This window comes from Microbacterium sp. SORGH_AS_0428, assembly GCF_031453615.1.
GTDB lineage: Bacteria > Actinomycetota > Actinomycetes > Actinomycetales > Microbacteriaceae > Microbacterium.
In genome coordinates this window covers 1356142-1373630 of sequence record NZ_JAVIZT010000001.1, presented here as the reverse complement: position 1 = coordinate 1373630, position 17489 = coordinate 1356142, and the positions used below count along the sequence as shown (strand labels likewise).

Here is a 17489-nt window from a genome sequence, read left to right as displayed (position 1 = left end):
GTCAGTCCTCGACGACGCGCACCGTGACCTCGATGTTGCCGCGGGTGGCGTTCGAGTAGGGGCAGACCTGGTGGGCGGCGTCGGCGAGAGCCTGCGCCTGGTCGGCGGGGAGGTCCGGGATGACGACCTCGAGCTCGACGGCCAGCTGGAAGCCGCCCTGGCCGTTGGGGCCGATGCCGACCCGCGCGCCGACGCTCGTGTCGTGGATGGCCACCTTCTGCATCCGGGCGACCGACTGCAGCGCGCTGTGGAAGCAGGCCGAGTAGCCGGCGGCGAACAGCAGCTCGGGGTTCAGGGCCTCGCCCGCCCCGCCCATCTCCTTGGGGACGCGCACGTCGGCGTCGAGGATGCCGTCGCTCGTGGTGACGTGGCCGTTGCGGCCGCCTCCGGTGGCGAGGGCTTCTGCGGTGTAGAGGACGTCCATGGGGGATACCTTTCGTCGGTTCTTCGGGGGAGGGAGCTCAGTCGGCGTCGGCGTGCAGCGTGGCCGTGAGTGAGTGGAGCGCCGTGAGCAGCGCGCGGGCCGCATCCGGCTCGAGTCCGTAGCAGTTCCACATCTGGGAGGGCAGCTCGGACATCTCGGCGCGCAGGGCCGTGCCGCGCTCGGTCGGTGCGACGGTCACGACGCGCGCGTCGGCGTCCTCGCGGGTCCGGGTGACGAGGCCCGCCTTCTCGAGCCGCTTGAGAAGCGGTGACAGCGTGCCCGAGTCCAGGCCGAGGCCCTCGCCCAGCTGGCTGACGGTGCGCGGCCCGCGGTCCCAGAGCTCGACGAGCACGAGGTACTGCGGGTAGGTGAGCTGCCACGGCTCGAGCAGGCGCCGGTACACCTGGGTCGTCGCCCTGCTCGCCGAGTACAGCGAGAAGCACAGCATCCGATCCAGCGCCGGTCCCGTCGTCTCCGTCATGGCAAAAGCATTGCACGCAATTCAGTTGTGCGCAATTCACTGTGCGTGTCGACGTCTCCGTCGTCCCCCCTCCAAGCCCCGGTGGCGAGACGGGGTCGGGGGTCTGTGACGGGGTGTGACGTCCGGTGACGCGCTGTTGCGACGGGCCGTGAACGCCGGATGCCGGCCGGGCAGGCTCGCGGTATGACGTCGCCACCCGTCATCGACACCCACGAGCTGCGCCGCGTACTCGCCGCTGCACGACGTCCCGTGCGGCTGCTCGACGTGCGCTGGCGGCTCGATCTGCCGGAGGGGCGCCCCGCCTACCTCGCGGGGCATCTGCCGGGTGCCGTCTACGTCGATCTCGAACGCGAGCTCGCCCGTCCCGGACACCCGGAGGAGGGCCGGCATCCGCTCCCCACGCTCGCCGACCTGGAGCATTCGGCTCGGGCGTGGGGTCTGGATGCGGGGGATCTCGTCGTGGCGTACGACGACAACGACGGCGTGGCTGCGGCCCGGGCATGGTGGCTGCTGCGTCGCCGAGGCGTCGACGTGCGCGTGCTCGATGGGGGACTTCGCGCCTGGATCGCATCCGGCGGTCTGTTGGAGGGCGGCGATGTGCGGCCGGAGCCCGGGAACATCGTGCTCGCCGACGCCGACCCGGGGATCGCGTCGATCGAGACGGCCGCCGGCGCCCCGCAGCACGGCGCCCTCATCGACGCGCGTGCGCCGCAGCACTACCGCGGTGTCGCTCCCACCGCCGATCCCGCGGCCGGCCACATCCCCGGCGCGATCAACGTGCCCACCCTCGCCCACATGCAGGCCGACGGGCGGCTGCGACCGGCCGCGGAGATCCACCGCACGCTCGCGGATGCGGGTGTCGACGCGTCCGCCGGGATCGTCCTGGCCTGCGGGTCGGGGATCGCTGCCGCCCACAGCGCGCTCGCGCTCGCCGCGGCGGGCATCGACGCGCGGGTGTTCCCCGGCGGCTGGAGCCGCTGGTCGCGCACGCCCGGACGGCCGATCGCCGTCGGCCCCACGCCCTGGGGTGACGTCTTCGCCCGCTGAGCCTGCTCCGCCTCTCGCGTGAACGGTTGAGACACGCGTGCCCGGGTTCACGCGCAGGCTTCGGCTCCCGCAGGGGAGGGGCGCCCCGGCGAGAGGCGGGCGGCGCGGGATCAGCGACGGGCGGGGTGGGCGTCGGGGAGGTAGGGGCCTGCGCCGAAGAGACGTCCGCGCAGCGTGGTGGCCTCGTCCTCGTCGCGGAGCCGGCCGCGCCGGCGGAGCTCTGGAACGACGAGCTCCGCGACGTCCCTGAGCGTGTCGAAGGAGTGATACTGCCGCAGGTTGATCCCGTCGATGCCGTCCTCGTCGAGCCACCGTTCGATCTCGTCGGCCACGACTCCGGGGGTGCCCACCACGAAGTATCGATCCTCGCGGCTGCGCCGGAACCCCTCGAGGGTGTCGGCGACCGTCCGCTCGGGGGCGAGGCCCAGTCCGTCGACGTCCACGCCCGCCAGCGCCGCCGCCTCCGCGACCGTCAGGTATCCGTCGAACGCCGTCAGGTCGAGGGCTACGCCAGCGTGCGCGAGGATGCCGTCGAGACTCGTGAACCGGCGGTAGGTCTCCCACTTCCGCGCCGCCTCCGCCTCGGTCCGCCCCACGACGATGCCCGCCTGCACGAGGAAGCGGAGATCGTCGGGGGAGCGGCCCGCAGCGGCCGCGGCCTCCCGCATCCTGGCCCTGTTGCGCCGGAAATCGTCGGCGCTCTTGCCGCCGGTGAAGACCGCCTCGGCATGGCGGCCCGCGAGGGCGATCCCTGCGGGCGAGCCCGTGGCCTGGAACAGCACCGGGGTGCGCTGCGGTGTCGGCTCGACGAGGTGCGGGCCCGCGACGCGGAACCTCTCCCCGACGAAGTCGATGTAATGCACCTTCGCCGGGTCCGTCACGAGAGCGCCCTCCGCGTCGAACACGACGGCGCCCTCGTCCCACGAGCGCTCCCACAGGGCGTAGACGACCGAGAGGAACTCATCGGCGATCCGGTACCGCTCGTCGTGCGGGATCTGCTCGTCCAGGCCGAAGTTGCGCGCGGCGTTGGGCAGGTAGGACGTCACGATGTTCCATCCCATGCGCCCCCGTGTCAGCGCGTCGAGTGTCGACATTCGTCGTGCGAAGGTGAACGGCGGCTCGTAACTCGTGGAGAAGGTCACGCCGAAACCCAGCCGGCTGGTCACCGCAGCCATGAGTGGCACGACGAGCAGCGGGTCGTGCGAGGGGATCTGCAGCCCCTCGCGGACCGCCGTCTCAGGGCCACCGCGGAACACGTCGTAGGCGCCCACGACATCGGCGAGGAAGACCGCATCGAACCCGCCGTCCTCGGCGAGCTGGGCGAGCTCCTGCCAGTACGAGATCTCGCCGTGGCGGTGCCGGTTGTTGCCGGGCAGACGCCAGAGCCCGTGCGTGATGTGACTGACGGTGTTCATCTCGAACAGGTTGAGGATGAGCTTCTTGGGCTCGGGCATGGATCTCTCTCGGGTCGGGTTCTCGGCGGGGGGCGTCGTCGTTTATCGGACACGGCTCTCGTCTGCAGGGGGACACGACAGACGAGAACGCCCGGATCGGTTCAGGTCTCTCCGACCGTCCACCAGGAGGCGAGCGGTGTGCCGGTCAGCTCGTGCTCGCCGAGCGCGCGGGCTTTGAACCGGAGGGGATTGTGCGAGGCGAGCGTACGTGCGTTGCGCCAGTGGCGATCCAGAGCCCGGTCGGCATCCAGCGCGCTCGCACCGCCGACTTCGAACAGGTGGTTCGCGGCCTCCAGGACGGCGGGGAGGATCACCAGTTGCGCTGCGGTCACGGCTCGATCCGCCGCGGCGACCGCGGGGCGGGCGCGTTCGTCGTCGCCCGACAGCACGGCGTCGGTCGAGGCGTCGAGGGCGGCGGACGCGGCAGCCAACGCGGCGTCGGCAGCGAAGGAGGACGCGGCGATGTCGCCGACCACCTCCTGCACGAGCGGATCGTCCTGCGCCCTCCGGGCGGCCCCGTGGCTGAATCCGCGAGTGCGCGTGCGAACGTAGGCGCTCGCGTCGTCGAGCACCGCGCGGCCGATCCCTGCGGCGGCGGCGAGCAGCACGAGCTGCACGAACGCGCCGGCGTGGCTCACGCGCCCCTGCTCCCGCGCGATGATGTCGTCCTCCTCGATGCGCACGTCGCGGAAGATCGTCGTGCCGCTGCCGGTGAGGCGCTTGGCCGAACCCCCGCCAGTCGTCGACGCGCTCGACGCCGGCAGCGGTGGTGTCGAGCATCACACTCACCTGCTCGCCCTCGTACTCGGCGAGGACGCCGACCGTGTCGGCGAACAACGTGCCGGTCGAGTAGAACTTCCGCCCGTCCAGACGCAGGCCGCGTCCGTCGCGGGTGACGGCTGTCGCGACGTGGCCGACCGAGGCAGGGCCCCGCTCGAACGTCGCGTTGCCGTGGATCGCTCCCGCGGCGATCCGCGCCAGCAGGCGGTCCCGGCGTGCGCCCGGCGGTGAGAGCAGTGTCCTGTCGACGAAGGCGAAGTGCGAACGCAGCAGCTGCGCCAGGTTCGGGTCGCGGCGGGCGAGCTCCGCCAGCAGCTCGAACAGCTGCGACGGCCCCGCTCCGCGCCCGCCGAGGGCGACGGGAAGCGTCACGCGGGTGAAACCAGCCTCACGCAGCGCCTCGACCTCGGCGTGCGGTAGGCGCCGCCCCCGTTCCCGCGCGACGGCTTCCTGTCCGACGGCGTCGAAGACCGCGCCGAACTCGCGCACCAGAACGGTCGCGTCGACGCTCATGCGACCGAACCCGTCGCAGGGATGCCGGTCGGCGCGCCGGGCGCCTGCCAGACCGGATGCGTCCCGTCCAGCTCGAACCGCCCGACAGCACGCACCCGCTGGAGGACGGGGTTGTGGGAGGCGATCGTGCGGACATTGCGCCAGTGCCGATCCAGACCCAGCGTCCGCGAGGTCGCGCTCGCGCCGCCGACCTCGAACAGGCGGCTGGTGGCGGCCAGCACGAGCTCGATGACCGTCTGCTGTGCGCGGTACACCTCCAGCTCGACGTCGCGCAGCGCGGCGCCGTCATGGGCCGCCGCGGCGGCATCCAGATCTGCCGCAACGCCGAGCACGATCCGCCGTGCGGCGGACGCCGCGGCGCTGATCTCACCTACGACGACCTGCACGAGCGGGTCGTCGACGGGCCGCGTCTCGCCCGCGAAGCCGAAGGTGCGTCGGCGCGGACGCACGAAGGCCACGGTGTCGGCGACGGCCCTGCGGGCGATCCCCGCGATCACGGCCAGAAGGGTCAGCTGATAGACGCCACCGATGACGCGGTGACGATCCTCGTCGTGCCCGCCCAGAGGGAACACGTCGCCGGGATCGACCGCCACCGCATCCAGGATCGTCGTGCCGGAGGCGGTCAGCGGCTGCCCGAATCCGTCCCAGTCGTCGGCGATGCTCACACCGGGTGCATCGGAGCGCACCGCCAGCGCGACGCGCTCGCCGGATCGGTCGACGGCCGCCACGTGGACCCAATCGGCATAGAGGGAGCCCGTCGTGTAGTGCTTGGTGCCCGTCACCCGCAGGCCGCCATGGCCGGTGTCGGTGAGCCGGGTGGTCAGCTGCGCCGTCTCCTGGCGTTCGCTGAACGCGTTTCCCACGACATCCCCCGCGGCCAGACGCGGGAGCCAGCGCGCGGCGGCGTCCGTGTGCCAGCCGTCCCAGCGCAGCTGCTCGACGAAGGCGATGTGCCCGCGCCAGATGTGCGCGAGGTTCGAGTCGACCTCGGCGAGCTCGACGATGCGCGCGAGCACATCGACCAGCGAGGCGTCGGCGCCGCCGACGGTCCGCGGCAGGCGGAGGGCGCCGAAGCGCTGCGCCCGCAGCTCGTCGACGGCCGCGAACGGGAGATCCCGCTCGCGCTCTCGCTCCGCGGCGCCCGCGCGCCATCTCACGAGCAGGTCGTCCCATGCGTCGGTCATCAGTGCATCACCTTTCGCGAGACCCGGTTGCCGAGCAACTGGGCGGCCTGGACGAGGACGATCAGGACGACGACGATCACGAGCACGACGAACCAGTCGAAGCGCTGATAGCCGTACTTGAGTGCGAGGTCGCCGAGGCCGCCGCCGCCGATTGCGCCGGCGACGGCCGTCGTGTCGACGAGCGCGACGACGATGTAGGTCAGTCCCAGCGTCAGCGGTCCGAGGGATTCGGGGAGCACGACCGTGAAGAGCACACGGGCCGGGCTCGCCCCCATCGCGACGGCCGCTTCGATGGAGCCCGGATCGACCGCGACGAGGTTCGACTCGACGATGCGGGCGATGGCCATGGAAGCGACGATCGTGATCGGCACGGTGGCCGCGAGCGGCCCGATGCTCGTGCCGATCAGCAAGCGTGTGAGGGGGATGATCGACACGGCGAGGATGATGAACGGCACCGGTCGCACGATGTTGATGACGAGGTTCAGCCCGCCGAACACGACCCGGTTGGCGAGCAGATTGCCCGGCCGCGTCGCGTACAGGAGCAGACCCAGGCCGAGCCCGAGGATCGTGGCCAGGGTGAAAGAGATCGTCACCATGAGCAGGGTCTCGAACAGCGCCCGGCCGATGCGCGGGAGCAGGGCGTCCAGGTAGGCGGTATCCATCAGTGTGCTCCGTTCAACTCGGTGATCACGGCCGCGTCCCGCAGATCGGCGAGCGCACGAGCCACGTTCTCGTCGGTGCCGAGCAGCTCGACCGTCAGGCTGCCGAACAGCCGTGCCTGCAGCTCGTCGACACCCCCGTAGACGACGTTCACGTCCACGTCGTGCGCGCGCGAGATGCGCGAGAGGAACGGGTCGTTGGACTCCCGGTTCTCGATGTGCAGCTGCACGAGGCGTCCGGTGTGCACCGTGCGGATGCGGCGGACGGTCTCCGCCGAGGGCAGATGGTGGAGCACGGACGACACGAAGCGCCGGGAGGTCGGGTGCTGCGGATGCGCGAACACGTCGTAGACACTGCCCTGTTCGACGACCCGGCCCTCCTGCATGACGGCGACGCGGTTGCAGACGTCGCGGATCACCTCCATCTCGTGGGTGACGACGAGGATCGTGATGCCGTACTCCGCGTGCACGCGGCGGAGCAGATCCAGCACCTCTCCTGTCGTCTGCGGATCCAGCGCGCTCGTGGCCTCATCGCTGATGAGCACATCGGGTCGATTCGCGAGCGCGCGGGCGATGCCCACGCGCTGCTTCTGCCCGCCCGAGAGCTGCGAGGGGTACTGGAGCGCCTTGTCGGACAGGCCGACGAACTCGAGCAGCTCGGCCACCCGGTCGATCGTGTCGCTCTCGGAGACGCCCGCGAGCCGGAGCGGGTACGCGATGTTCTTGTACACGGTGCGTGAGCGCAGCAGGTTGAACTGCTGGAAGATCATGCCGATCCGCTGGCGGGCGCGGCGGAGTCCCGCCGCGTCGAGCGCCGTGATCTCGCTGTCGCCCACGAACACCCGCCCGCTCGTGGGGCGCTCCAGCGCATTGACGGTGCGCAGAAGCGTGGACTTGCCGGCGCCGGAGTAGCCGACGATGCCGTAGATGTCGCCGGCATCGACGGCGAGGTTCACGTCGTCGAGCGCGGCGAGGGTGCGCCCGCGGGCTGTGGTGAAGGTCTTCGAGACGTGCTCGAAGCGGACGGCGGTGCTCATGCTCCTCCAGGCAGTGGATCGGGTGCTCTCGTCTCGTCTCGCTACGCGGCCTCGCTCGGCGACCGGGGTCTTGTCGGTCGCCGAGCGAGTGCAGCGCGCGCAGAGGCGGATCAGCCGTTGGCGGCCGCGGACTTCTCGAGGTCGGCGAGCTTCGTGCGCAGGGTGTCGACGGGGATCTGCACGAGCACCGTCGCGCCCTTGTCCTCCTTCTCGAGCGCGGCGGCCGCGCGCGGGTCGGCGTACGCCTCCTCGAGGACCTTCCACGCCGGGTCGTCCGCGTTGTCGGCACGGCTGGCGACGACGTTGATGTAGGGAAGGTTCTTCTCATCGAGCGAGTCGTCGAGGTACAGGGCCTTGTCCGCGGTGATCCCCTGCGACGGGTCGAAGTACGACAGACCGACCACGACCGCGGACAGGCTGGGATCGTCGAACTGCTGCGGGATGGTGGTCGCCGCGATCGGCACGAACTCCAGGTTCTTCGGGTTGGCGGTGACGTCGTCGACCGAGGGGAAGTCGCCCGCATCCTTGCTCAGCTCGATGAGGCCCGCCGAGGCCAGGATGCCGAGTGCGCGACCGCCGTTGGAGGGGTCGTCGGGGATGGCGATGCGCCCGCCGTCGGGGATCTCGTCGGTGTCGCCGAGGGTCGCGGAGAAGATGCCCCACTGGGTGATGACCGTCGAGAAGACCGGCGTCAGGTCCTCGTCGTTCTGGGCGTTGAAGTTGGAGAGGTAGAGGATGTGCTGGAACGCGTTGCCGTCGACCGTCCCGGCGGCGAGCTCCGTGTTCGGCAGCACCCAGTCGTCGACGTTGACCCAGGTCACGTCGAGTCCCTTCTCCGCGGCGATGTCGGCGACGGCGCTCTGGAAGTCGGAGTCCTCGCTGACGGCGATGCGCAGGGCGAGACGCTCGTCGCCGCCCGCGGCGGCGGCCGGCTCGTCGGAGCGGGTGAGGTTCGCGACGATCGCGACGACGCCGACGATGACGGCCACGACGGCGATGGCCGCGACGCTCAGCCAGGTGGTGCGCCGACGCCTGCGCGAGGCGTCGAGGGTCGTTCGCAGGTCGGGGGATTCGGACGGCTTCTCGGACATGGGGTGTCTCCTTGCTCTGGCCCTTGCGCCGGTGGCGCAGGGCTCGGTGTGCTGTGCGGGGCGACCCGTGGATCGCGATGCCCCATTGCGCCACACCGGGTCGGCGGCATCCGATCCGAGCCGTCACACCTCGTCGCGCATCGTCACATCCCGTCACGGACGCGGGCGGATGCGGGGAGCGAGCGGTGCGCGGGCTCTGGTAGGGTCGCACTGTGCTTACCTGTCGTTGTTGTCGCTGAGTGATCCCGTGCGCCCTCTCGCGCACCCTCACCGATAACCTCCGACAACCCGCGGGCTCCCCGCAGCCGGGCCCCGCCGCACCCAGGGACACCTCCATGCGTTACGCATCCAGCGTCGCCGCGCTCGTCGGCAACACCCCCCTCGTCAAACTGAACCGCGTCACCGACGGCATCGCCGCGACGGTGCTCGCCAAGGTCGAGTACTTCAACCCCGGTGGCTCCGCCAAGGACCGCATCGCGAAGAACATCATCGACGCCGCAGAACGCGACGGACTGCTGCAGCCCGGTGGCACGATCGTCGAGCCGACCAGCGGCAACACCGGCGTCGGCCTGGCGCTGGTCGCGCTCGAGCGCGGCTACCGGATGATCTTCGTCGTCCCCGACAAGTTCGCCGGCGAGAAGGTCGCGGTGCTGCGGGCCTACGGCGCCGAGGTCGTGATGACGCCCACTTCCGTTCCGCCCGAGCATCCGGACTCGTACTACAGCGTCTCCGACCGGCTGGCGCGAGAGATCCCCGGGGCGTTCAAGCCGAACCAGTTCGCCAACCAGAACGGCCCGCGCGGACACTTCGAGACCACGGGGCCGGAGATCTGGGCCGACACCGACGGCGCCGTCACCCACTTCGTCGCGGGCATCGGCACCGGCGGCACCATCAGCGGCACGGGCCGCTTCCTCAAGCAGGCCTCCCAGGGTCGCGTCACTGTGATCGGCGCCGACCCCGAGGGGTCGATCTACTCCGGCGGCCCGCTGCACGGCTACCTCGTCGAGGGGGTCGGCGAGGACTTCTGGCCCACGACCTTCGACCCCGCCGTCGTCGACCGCTACGAGCGCGTGGACGACGCCGAGGCCTTCGCCATGACGCGCCGCCTGGCCCGCGAGGAGGGCTTGCTCGTGGGCGGATCTGGCGGCATGGCGGTCGTCGCCGCCCTCCGCGCCGCGCGCGAGCTCCCCGCCGACGCCGTGGTCGTCGTGGTGCTGCCCGATCACGGCCGCGGCTACCTCAGCAAGATCTTCGACGACGCCTGGATGACCGATCACGGATTCGCCGTCGAACAGACCACGAGCCGGCTCGCCGAAGCCCGCACCGACGAAGGAGCACAACGATGACCAACCCCGCAGCCCGCGCCTTCGCCAGTCTCGCGGTTCACGCAGGCCAGGACTTCGACCCCACCACCGGCGCGGTCATCCCGCCGATCCACATGAGCACCACGTTCGCCCAGGACGGGATCGGGGGTCTTCGCGGCGGCTACGAGTACGGCCGCAGCGGCAACCCGACCCGCACGGCCCTGGAGACGCAGCTCGCCGCGATCGAGCACGGAGAGCATGCACTGTCGTTCTCGTCCGGACTCGCGGCAGAGGATGCGCTGCTGCGCGCCGTGCTGAAGCCGGGCGACGAGGTCCTGCTCGGCAGTGACGTCTACGGAGGCACCTACCGGCTGCTCGCGCGCGTGCTCGGCCCGTGGGGCGTCACGCTCCGCGTGGTCGACATGAGCGATCTGGATGCGGTCGCCGCGGCCCTCGAGGAGCGGCCGGCCCGCATCCTCTGGGTCGAGACGCCCTCCAACCCCCTGCTGAAGGTCAGCGACATCGCGGGGCTCGCTCGCCTCGGGCACGCGGCGGGTGCGCTCGTCGTGGTCGACAACACGTTCGCGACCCCCGCTCTGCAGCAGCCGCTCGCGCTCGGCGCGGACGTGGTCGTGCACTCCACGACCAAGTACCTCGGCGGCCACTCCGACGTCGTCGGCGGTGCACTCGTCACGAACGACGCGGAGCTCGCCGAGGCGGCGCGCTTCCTCCAGTTCGCCGTCGGCGCGGTCTCGAGCCCGTTCGACGCCTGGCTGACCACGCGCGGCATCAAGACCCTCGGAGTGCGGATGCAGCGCCACAGCGAGAACGGCCACGCCGTCGCGAACTTCCTCGCCGGCCACGAGCGGGTCGCCGCCGTGTACTACCCCGGCCTGTCGGCGCATCCCGGTCACGACATCGCGCGCACCCAGATGAGCGGGTTCGGCGGCATCGTGTCGCTCGCGCTCGCCGACCAGGCCGCGGCCCGTCGCTTCGCCGAGTCCACGCGACTGTTCACGCTCGCCGAGTCGCTCGGGGGCGTCGAGTCCCTCGTGAACTACCCCGACGCGATGACCCACGCGTCGGTACGGGGAACCGAACTGGCGGTGCCCGTGGAGGTCGTGCGGCTCTCGGTCGGCATCGAGGACGCGGACGATCTCGTCGCCGATCTCGATGCGGCGCTCGCCGCGATCTGAACGCGACCCCGACGTCGCGCGCAAAAGAGGCCCCGTGACGCCCCTTCCTGCGTCGCGCTGGGTACAGTAGTCGCGCAAAGCAGGTCGACCCGACGGCCTGAGGGGATCTATGAGATCGATGGTGCGCGGAGATTCCGTGTCGTCGACTGCGTCGAGCGACGACGTGACCGGACGGAACCGGCGATGACGCCTGCCCGCACATACGCCGAGACCCGCCGCGGCGGTGTCGTCGCAAGTGCGCGACGCGTGGCTCGTATCTGGTGGGGGACCCTCACCAGCGGCCGCTTCTTCAGCGGATGGAGCGCTGCCGTCTCGCTCCTGATCGCGGTGACGGTGCTCGGCGCCTACCGGTCCGTGGACTCAACGGTGGAGTTCCTGCCCGCCATCGCCATCTCGGTTCTCGTCTGGGCGCTGCTGGTGGTGCTCGTGCTGCCGGTGGCGTGGGCCGAGCGTCGGATGCGGCGCCGTCGCTGGCGGGCCCTTCTCGTGCTCGCCGCGGTGGTCGGCGTCGGCGCGGCGCGTCCTCTGCTCAACGACGCCGCCGGCTTCCTGCTGCTGCACGAGCCCAGCACGGGGTCCTGGGTCGAGCGCATCACGACGAACGTGGTGATCTGGCTCATCGTGCTCTCCCTCGTCGCCACGGCGACGGTCGCCTACGAGGCGACCCGCGACGCGAGCGCGCGCCTGCGGGTCGCGCTGTCCGACCTGAGCGAGGCCGACCGTCGCGCCGACGCCTACGCGCGGCGCAGCCGCATCCTGCTGCACGGGCAGATCGCGAGGCTGCGCACCGAGCTCGCGCAGTTGGTGGCGACCAGCCCCGGATTCGACGACGTGAGCGGGTTCTCGCAATCGGTCCGTGCGGTCAGTCACGATCTCGAGGACGAGGCGGCGCTGCCGATGTCCGAGATCCGGGCAGGGACCGGCCCCGTGGCGGTGCCCGCCCCTGCCCGGCGCCCGCTGCTGGCGCGGCTGCGTCCGCCGAGCCCGGTCGTCGTCAGCATCGCCTACGCGGTCGGCAGCCTTCCCTACACGCTGACGACGGTCTCGACCGCGCTCGCCCTGTTCGCCGTCGTGCTCGTCTTCGCCTGCGGCTTCGTCGCCGACGCGGTCGCCCGTCGCTCGTCGCGTCGCCGCTCGGCCACTGCGCGCGGCGGCGCCATCCTGTTCGCCTGGTTCGCGACGGGGGTGCTCTTCTCCTCCGCCGCAATCCTCCTGGCGCCTCAGACGCTGCCGACGGCACTCGTTCCGATCCTCGCCTTTCCCCTGCTCGCGGCCATCATCGGTGTCTCCTCTGACGCGATCCACAGCGCGATCGTGCAGACGCGTCGCCTGTCGCGCGCTCTGGCCGCGCAGACGGATGCGGTGGCGGCGCGCACGACGCGCGCTCGTCTCGAACTGCGCGCCGCGGCAGAGCAGCTGCACGGTCGGGTACAGGGGAGGTGCGTGCTGTTCGCCGCGACGGTGGACGAGCGCGCGGCGACCGTCGAGGAGCTGGATGCCTTCGCGGCGACGATCACGCTGGCCCTCGCGGAGATCGAGGGCACCGCGCCGACGCAGGCCGCGACAGCGCCGATCGCGCCGTCGGACGCTCTCGCCCAGATGATCGAGACGTGGTCGCATGTGCTGGAGATCTCCAGCGACATCGACGACGAGGCGCGGATCGCGCTGGGGCGCGAGGACGTGACGCGCCGTGTCGTGGACATCGCGAGCGAGGGCTTCCTCAACGCGGTCAAGCACTCTGGTGCGAGGCAGGCGACACTCGAGGTGACCCACCAAGCCCCGGATGCCCCTGAGCTGCGCGTGGAGGTGTCATCGCCGGGGCGCCTCGGCTCGGCGCTGCCCCTGACGGCGGGCCGAGGCATCGCCAACCTGGGCGGCGCGCATCTGTTCCAGCGGGGCCGCGACGTCGTGCTCGAGGCGCGGGTACCGCTGCCCGTCGCTTGAACCGCGCGAGGGGTGGATGCGCGATGCTCAGGCGTGGCGCGGCGCCGCCGGCAGCCGCAGCACCGCACGCAGGCCGCCGGACGCAGGGGAGACGAGTTCCAGCGTCCCGCCGTTCCGATGCGCGAGGCGCCGCGCGATGGACAGTCCGAGGCCGACACCGGGCGCGCCGGACTGTTCCGCCTCCGCGGCCCGGAAGAAGCGCTCGAAGGCGCGGTCGCGGTCGGCATCGCTCATGCCGGGCCCGCTGTCGCTGACCGAGAACTCGGTGATCCCACCGTCTTCGCGCACGCGCACCAGCACGTCCCCGTCGGCCGGCGTGAACAGGATCGCGTTGGTGAGCAGCGCTCCGAGAGAGCGATGGATGTCGGCGGGAACTCCGTGCACGTTCGTTCCGGCATCGATGTCGATCTCGAGGCGCAGCCGCTTCTCGTCGGCCGCGGCGCCGTGCGAGGCGACGATCGCCGCCACCACGGAACGGGTCGAGAGCGTGTGCTGCTCGCCGGGGCTCGCGGGCGTCGCATGGGCCCCGCCGACCATCAGCAGATCCTCAACGAGATCCGACAGACGTAGTCCGTTCCGCCGGATGCGGGCGACCCAGTCGCGTTCGAGAGCGGTCAGCACGGGCGACTCCTCGAGAAGCTCGGCGTAGCCCAGCACGTTGGTCAAGGGCGTGCGAAGCTCGTGACTCGTGGTCGAGATGAAGTCGTCGCGCTGCCGCCGGAGGTCGGCCCGCAGCTCGGTGGCCGCGGCGCGCTCGCGTTCGGCGTCCGCGCGCGCGTGGATCATGCGCACGGTGCTCGACACGTCGAGCAGCTGGACGGCGAACATCCCGGGATCGTTCTCGATCGGGTTGGCAACCAGACGCAGTGACGTGTCTCCGTCCGTGTGCACACGCTCGACGCCGTCGCGACTGGCATGCCGCGCGACGTGTTCGAGGGGGCCCGCCCAGTCGTCACCGTCGAGTTCCAGGACGATCATGGATCGCGCGGCAGCGTTCGCCCACAGCAGCTCGGTGCTCTCCCCTGCGCGCCGCGCCACGGCGAGCCCCACTTCGGTCTCGACCAGACCGCCCGAGAGCAGGTGACTCGTGCGCTCGGCCACACGCGCCGTCTCCTGCTGCTCCGCGCGCGCGGTGAGCAGCAGGAGTGACACCGTCGCCAAGGCGATGAGGAAGATCTCGACGGTGATCGCGCGCTCAGCCGGGGAGAGTCCGAGCGCGAAGGGCCCCCGCCCGGCCAGGGTGACCATGAGGATCGCGATGCCGGCGACCAGCACTTCGATGAGGGAGGCCACGAAAGGCAGGCGCAGGCATCCCCACGCGATGATCATGAACGGCAGGAAGGTGAGGGGGATCTCGACGCGGGGGAAGGCGACGAACGCGAGCACGCCCACCAGGAGGACGGGCTGCAGCACGACTTCCCAGCGCGGCACGGGCGCGGAGCCGGAGATCGGCGGGATGCAGGCGAACGGAGCGATCAGAAGCACGGCCGCCGCATGGGAGGGGAACACGCTCAGCGCGGTCGCCGAGAAGTCGCCGCCGCCGAGCAGCGCGGCCGTGGTGGCGGCGACCAGCGCGGCCACGAGCGCGCCCGTGAGGCCGGCGACCACGAGGACGAGCGCCTCGCGCGTGCGGTGCAGCACGAAGGCGTTGGCGCCGCGGTAGCCCCAGATCGCCAGCACGGCGAGCAGTGCCGCGATCTCCAGGGCGTTCGCCAGCGCATAGCCGACGGCCACCGCGAGGGAACGGCCGTAGACGAGGTTGGGGATCACCGTCACGACGAGGACGAGCAGAACGAAGGCGCCGCGCCGGCGCGGTGGACTGAGCAGCGCGAACAGGGCGGCCGCTCCCGCGGCCGGCCACCACGCGGCGGCGCTGCCGCCCGGAGGAGTGAAGATCGTCCCCGAGAGGCCCAGGGCACCGATGACGACAGCGGCGATCGGCCAACTCCACCACGGGGGGATCCACGTGGTCCGTGGCGGGGCGCCGAGTGTCGCGAACGGGGCGCCAGCCTTCATACTGTGAACGTACCCTCTCGGCGGCGCCCGCCCCGTACACGAGACAAGGGTCGCGAGGAGGTGGCGGCCGTGGCGAGCATTCTGGTCGTCGAAGACGACGCCGACGTGGCGCAGCTGATCCAGCATCGCCTGGCGGCCTCGGGACACGAGGTCGCGGTGGCCCCCGACGGTGAGCAGGGTCTCGTCGCCGCGCGTGACGCGCGTCCCTCCCTCGTCATCCTGGACTGGATGATGCCCCACCGCACCGGTCTGGAGGTGTGTGCAGAGCTCCGCGGCGATGCGTCATTCGCGAGCACGCGCATCATGATGCTCACCGCTCGGGCGCAGGACGAGGACATCGCGCGCGCGTTCTCGGCCGGCGCGGACGACTTCATGACGAAGCCTTTCTCGCCGCGCGAGCTCGTCGCACGGGTGGGGGCCCTGCTCGCCTCATGACGAGCCGCCGCGCTGCGTCCGCGCCGGTGCGGGTGCTCGCCGCCGGCGCGATCGCTGTCGCGCCTCGCCGCCATGGCCGGGTGTGCGAGCGAGTCGGCTTCGGGCCAGAGCCCCGGGTCGGTGATGTGGTCGCCGCCCGCCGGAACGCCCGCCGACTATCAGCTCGGCGGCGCGTATCCGCCGGATCCGCGGGTGGGGATCGTCGCCCGTGACCGCACGGCCGCGCCCGCGCCCGGCGTGTACTCGATCTGCTACCTCAACGCCTTCCAGACGCAGCCGGGCGAGCGCGACGAGTGGCCCGACGAGCTCGTCCTGCGGCGGGACGGTGCGGACGTGATGGATCCCGACTGGCCCGACGAAGCGCTCCTCGACACCCGGTCGGACGAGGCTCGTCAGGCCATCGCGGCGCGCGTCGGAGAGTGGATCGACGACTGTGCGGCGGCGGGCTACGCGGCGGTCGAGTTCGACAACCTCGACACCTACACCCGCTCCGGCGATCTCCTCACCGTCGACCACAACCTCGCGCTCGCGACGCTGCTCGTCGAGCGGGCGCATCGCGCGGGCCTTGCGGCGGGTCAGAAGAACGCGGCGGAGGATGCGGGGCGTCTGCGCGCCGAGGCCGGCTTCGACTTCGCCGTGGTGGAGGAGTGCGCGTACTACGACGAGTGCGCGGCCTACACCGACGTCTACGGCGACGCCGTGGTCGCGATCGAGTACACCGACGCGATCGACCGGCCGTTCGATGAGCTGTGCGCCGACGCGGCGATACCCGCATCCCTCGTGCTGCGCGATCGCGACCTCACGACGCCGGGGGATGCGGACTACGCCTTCGAGACCTGCCCGCTCTGACGCGGCGTCGCACCCGCGAGCTCAGTGCTCGTCGACCTCGGCGGTGGCGACGGGGCGGCCCTGCACCCGGTCGCGGTCGGCCTTCAGCCGGTCGTTGCGGGTCTTCAGCAGGCTCGCGACGGTGGCCACCGCGATCGTCGCGCCGATGAACAGCAGCGAGAACCAGATCGGGATCTCGGGGACCCACTCGATGTGCCGGCCGCCGTTGATGAACGGCAGCTCGTTGACGTGGAGTGCGTGGAAGACGAGCTTCACACCGATGAAGGCCAGGATGACGGCGAGGCCCTGCGCCAGGTACACGAGGCGCTCGAGCAGGCCGCCGATGAGGAAGAAGAGCTGGCGCAGGCCCATCAGAGCGAAGGCGTTCGCGGTGAAGACGATGTACGCCTCCTGCGTGAGGCCGTAGATCGCGGGGATCGAGTCGAGTGCGAAGACCAGGTCGATGAAGCCCACGGCGACGATGGTCAGGAGCATCGGGGTGACGAAGCGCTTGCCGTCGATCTTCACGGTGAGCCGGTCGCCGTGGTACTGGTCATGCACCGGAAGGATGCGGCGCGCGAAACGGACGATCCGCCCGTTCGAGGGATCGGACTCGTGGCTCGAGAACGCCTGCTGCCAGGCCAGGTAGAGCAGGAAGGCGCCGAAGATGTAGAACACCCACGAGTAGTTCTCGATGAGGGTCGCGCCCAGCGCGATGAACGCGCCGCGCATGATGAGCGCGATCACGATGCCGATCATGAGCACCTTCTGCTGGTACTCCTTGGGCACGGCGAAGCCCGTCATGATGATGAGGAAGACGAAGAGGTTGTCGATCGACAGCGCCTTCTCCGTGAGGTATCCCGCGAAGTACTCGCCGCCGAAGGTCCAGCCCGAGACCATGCCGATCCCGACCCCGAACAGCAGCGCCAGGCCGATGTAGAAGACCGACCAGACGGCGGATTCGCGGATGGTGGGAGCGTGCGGCTTGCGCACGTGCACGAAGAACTCGAAGACGAAGAAGGCGATCGTGATCGCGATCGTGATGAGCCAGATGGCGGGGGTGACGTTCACGGAGAACTCCAAGGGGTGGGCGTAC

16 protein-coding genes and 1 pseudogene are annotated in these 17489 nt (G+C 71.0%); 6 read left to right on the top strand and 11 right to left on the bottom strand.

Annotation, left to right across the window (positions count from 1 at the left end; all coding sequences use genetic code 11):
• Position 1: 1 nt before the first annotated feature.
• A complete protein-coding gene (locus QE374_RS06520) occupies positions 2-424 on the bottom strand; it encodes an organic hydroperoxide resistance protein (protein ID WP_137418928.1) in 423 nt (140 codons plus the stop codon).
• 37 nt (positions 425-461) lie between these two features.
• Positions 462-905: a MarR family transcriptional regulator gene (locus tag QE374_RS06515; protein ID WP_309733221.1), complete on the bottom strand. Its 444-nt coding sequence runs from the start codon at positions 903-905 to the stop codon at positions 462-464.
• 183 nt (positions 906-1088) lie between these two features.
• Here QE374_RS06515 and QE374_RS06510 point away from each other — a divergent pair, with 183 nt between their 5' ends.
• Complete coding sequence (locus QE374_RS06510; protein WP_309733220.1) at positions 1089-1952, top strand: sulfurtransferase; 864 nt, start codon at positions 1089-1091, stop codon at positions 1950-1952.
• A 110-nt stretch (positions 1953-2062) separates the two neighbouring features.
• Here the strand turns inward: QE374_RS06510 and QE374_RS06505 are convergent, their stop codons facing one another.
• From QE374_RS06505 to QE374_RS06475, 7 genes and pseudogenes are all read right to left on the bottom strand, one after another.
• On the bottom strand, positions 2063-3406 hold the full coding sequence (locus tag QE374_RS06505) for an NtaA/DmoA family FMN-dependent monooxygenase (protein WP_309733218.1): 1344 nt from the start codon (positions 3404-3406) through the stop codon (positions 2063-2065).
• Positions 3407-3507: 101 nt separating this feature from the next.
• The gene (locus QE374_RS06500; protein ID WP_309733216.1) at positions 3508-4089 is read right to left on the bottom strand and encodes an acyl-CoA dehydrogenase family protein; all 582 of its coding nucleotides are present in this window, start codon (positions 4087-4089) and stop codon (positions 3508-3510) included.
• A gap of 397 nt (positions 4090-4486) precedes the next feature.
• A pseudogene (locus QE374_RS06495) lies at positions 4487-4699 on the bottom strand (acyl-CoA dehydrogenase); the annotation flags it as partial.
• Entirely contained in the window at positions 4696-5883 is a 1188-nt protein-coding gene (locus QE374_RS06490) for an acyl-CoA dehydrogenase family protein (RefSeq protein ID WP_309733214.1), read from the bottom strand. The pseudogene QE374_RS06495 and the gene QE374_RS06490, both read right to left, overlap by 4 nt.
• Entirely contained in the window at positions 5883-6545 is a 663-nt protein-coding gene (locus QE374_RS06485; RefSeq protein ID WP_309733212.1) for an ABC transporter permease subunit, read from the bottom strand. The genes QE374_RS06490 and QE374_RS06485 overlap by 1 nt, the downstream gene beginning before the upstream one ends.
• The gene (locus tag QE374_RS06480; protein WP_309733210.1) at positions 6545-7579 is read right to left on the bottom strand and encodes a methionine ABC transporter ATP-binding protein; all 1035 of its coding nucleotides are present in this window, start codon (positions 7577-7579) and stop codon (positions 6545-6547) included. The genes QE374_RS06485 and QE374_RS06480 overlap by 1 nt, the downstream gene beginning before the upstream one ends.
• A 110-nt stretch (positions 7580-7689) precedes the next feature.
• Entirely contained in the window at positions 7690-8670 is a 981-nt protein-coding gene (locus QE374_RS06475) for a MetQ/NlpA family ABC transporter substrate-binding protein (RefSeq protein ID WP_309733208.1), read from the bottom strand.
• 335 nt (positions 8671-9005) lie between these two features.
• Between QE374_RS06475 and QE374_RS06470 the strand changes: the two genes are divergently transcribed.
• The 3 genes from QE374_RS06470 (at position 9006) to QE374_RS06460 (ending at position 13114) form a co-directional block, all read left to right on the top strand.
• A complete protein-coding gene (locus QE374_RS06470; protein WP_309733206.1) occupies positions 9006-10016 on the top strand; it encodes a pyridoxal-phosphate dependent enzyme in 1011 nt (336 codons plus the stop codon).
• The gene (locus QE374_RS06465) at positions 10013-11170 is read left to right on the top strand and encodes a cystathionine gamma-synthase (protein ID WP_309733203.1); all 1158 of its coding nucleotides are present in this window, start codon (positions 10013-10015) and stop codon (positions 11168-11170) included. Before QE374_RS06470 ends, QE374_RS06465 begins: the two co-directional genes overlap by 4 nt.
• Positions 11171-11353: 183 nt before the next feature.
• Complete coding sequence (locus QE374_RS06460) at positions 11354-13114, top strand: hypothetical protein (protein ID WP_309733202.1); 1761 nt, start codon at positions 11354-11356, stop codon at positions 13112-13114.
• A gap of 27 nt (positions 13115-13141) precedes the next feature.
• Here the strand turns inward: QE374_RS06460 and QE374_RS06455 are convergent, their stop codons facing one another.
• The gene (locus QE374_RS06455; RefSeq protein ID WP_309733200.1) at positions 13142-15130 is read right to left on the bottom strand and encodes an ATP-binding protein; all 1989 of its coding nucleotides are present in this window, start codon (positions 15128-15130) and stop codon (positions 13142-13144) included.
• Positions 15131-15199: 69 nt separating this feature from the next.
• Here QE374_RS06455 and QE374_RS06450 point away from each other — a divergent pair, with 69 nt between their 5' ends.
• Positions 15200-15565: a response regulator transcription factor gene (locus QE374_RS06450; protein ID WP_309733198.1), complete on the top strand. Its 366-nt coding sequence runs from the start codon at positions 15200-15202 to the stop codon at positions 15563-15565.
• Between the two features lie 123 nt (positions 15566-15688).
• Positions 15689-16414: an endo alpha-1,4 polygalactosaminidase gene (locus tag QE374_RS06445; protein WP_309733196.1), complete on the top strand. Its 726-nt coding sequence runs from the start codon at positions 15689-15691 to the stop codon at positions 16412-16414.
• Positions 16415-16435: 21 nt separating this feature from the next.
• Here QE374_RS06445 and QE374_RS06440 read toward each other — a convergent pair whose 3' ends face one another.
• Positions 16436-17464, bottom strand: coding sequence for a TerC family protein (locus tag QE374_RS06440; RefSeq protein ID WP_309736639.1), 1029 nt, complete (start codon positions 17462-17464; stop codon positions 16436-16438).
• Positions 17465-17489 lie beyond the last annotated feature (25 nt).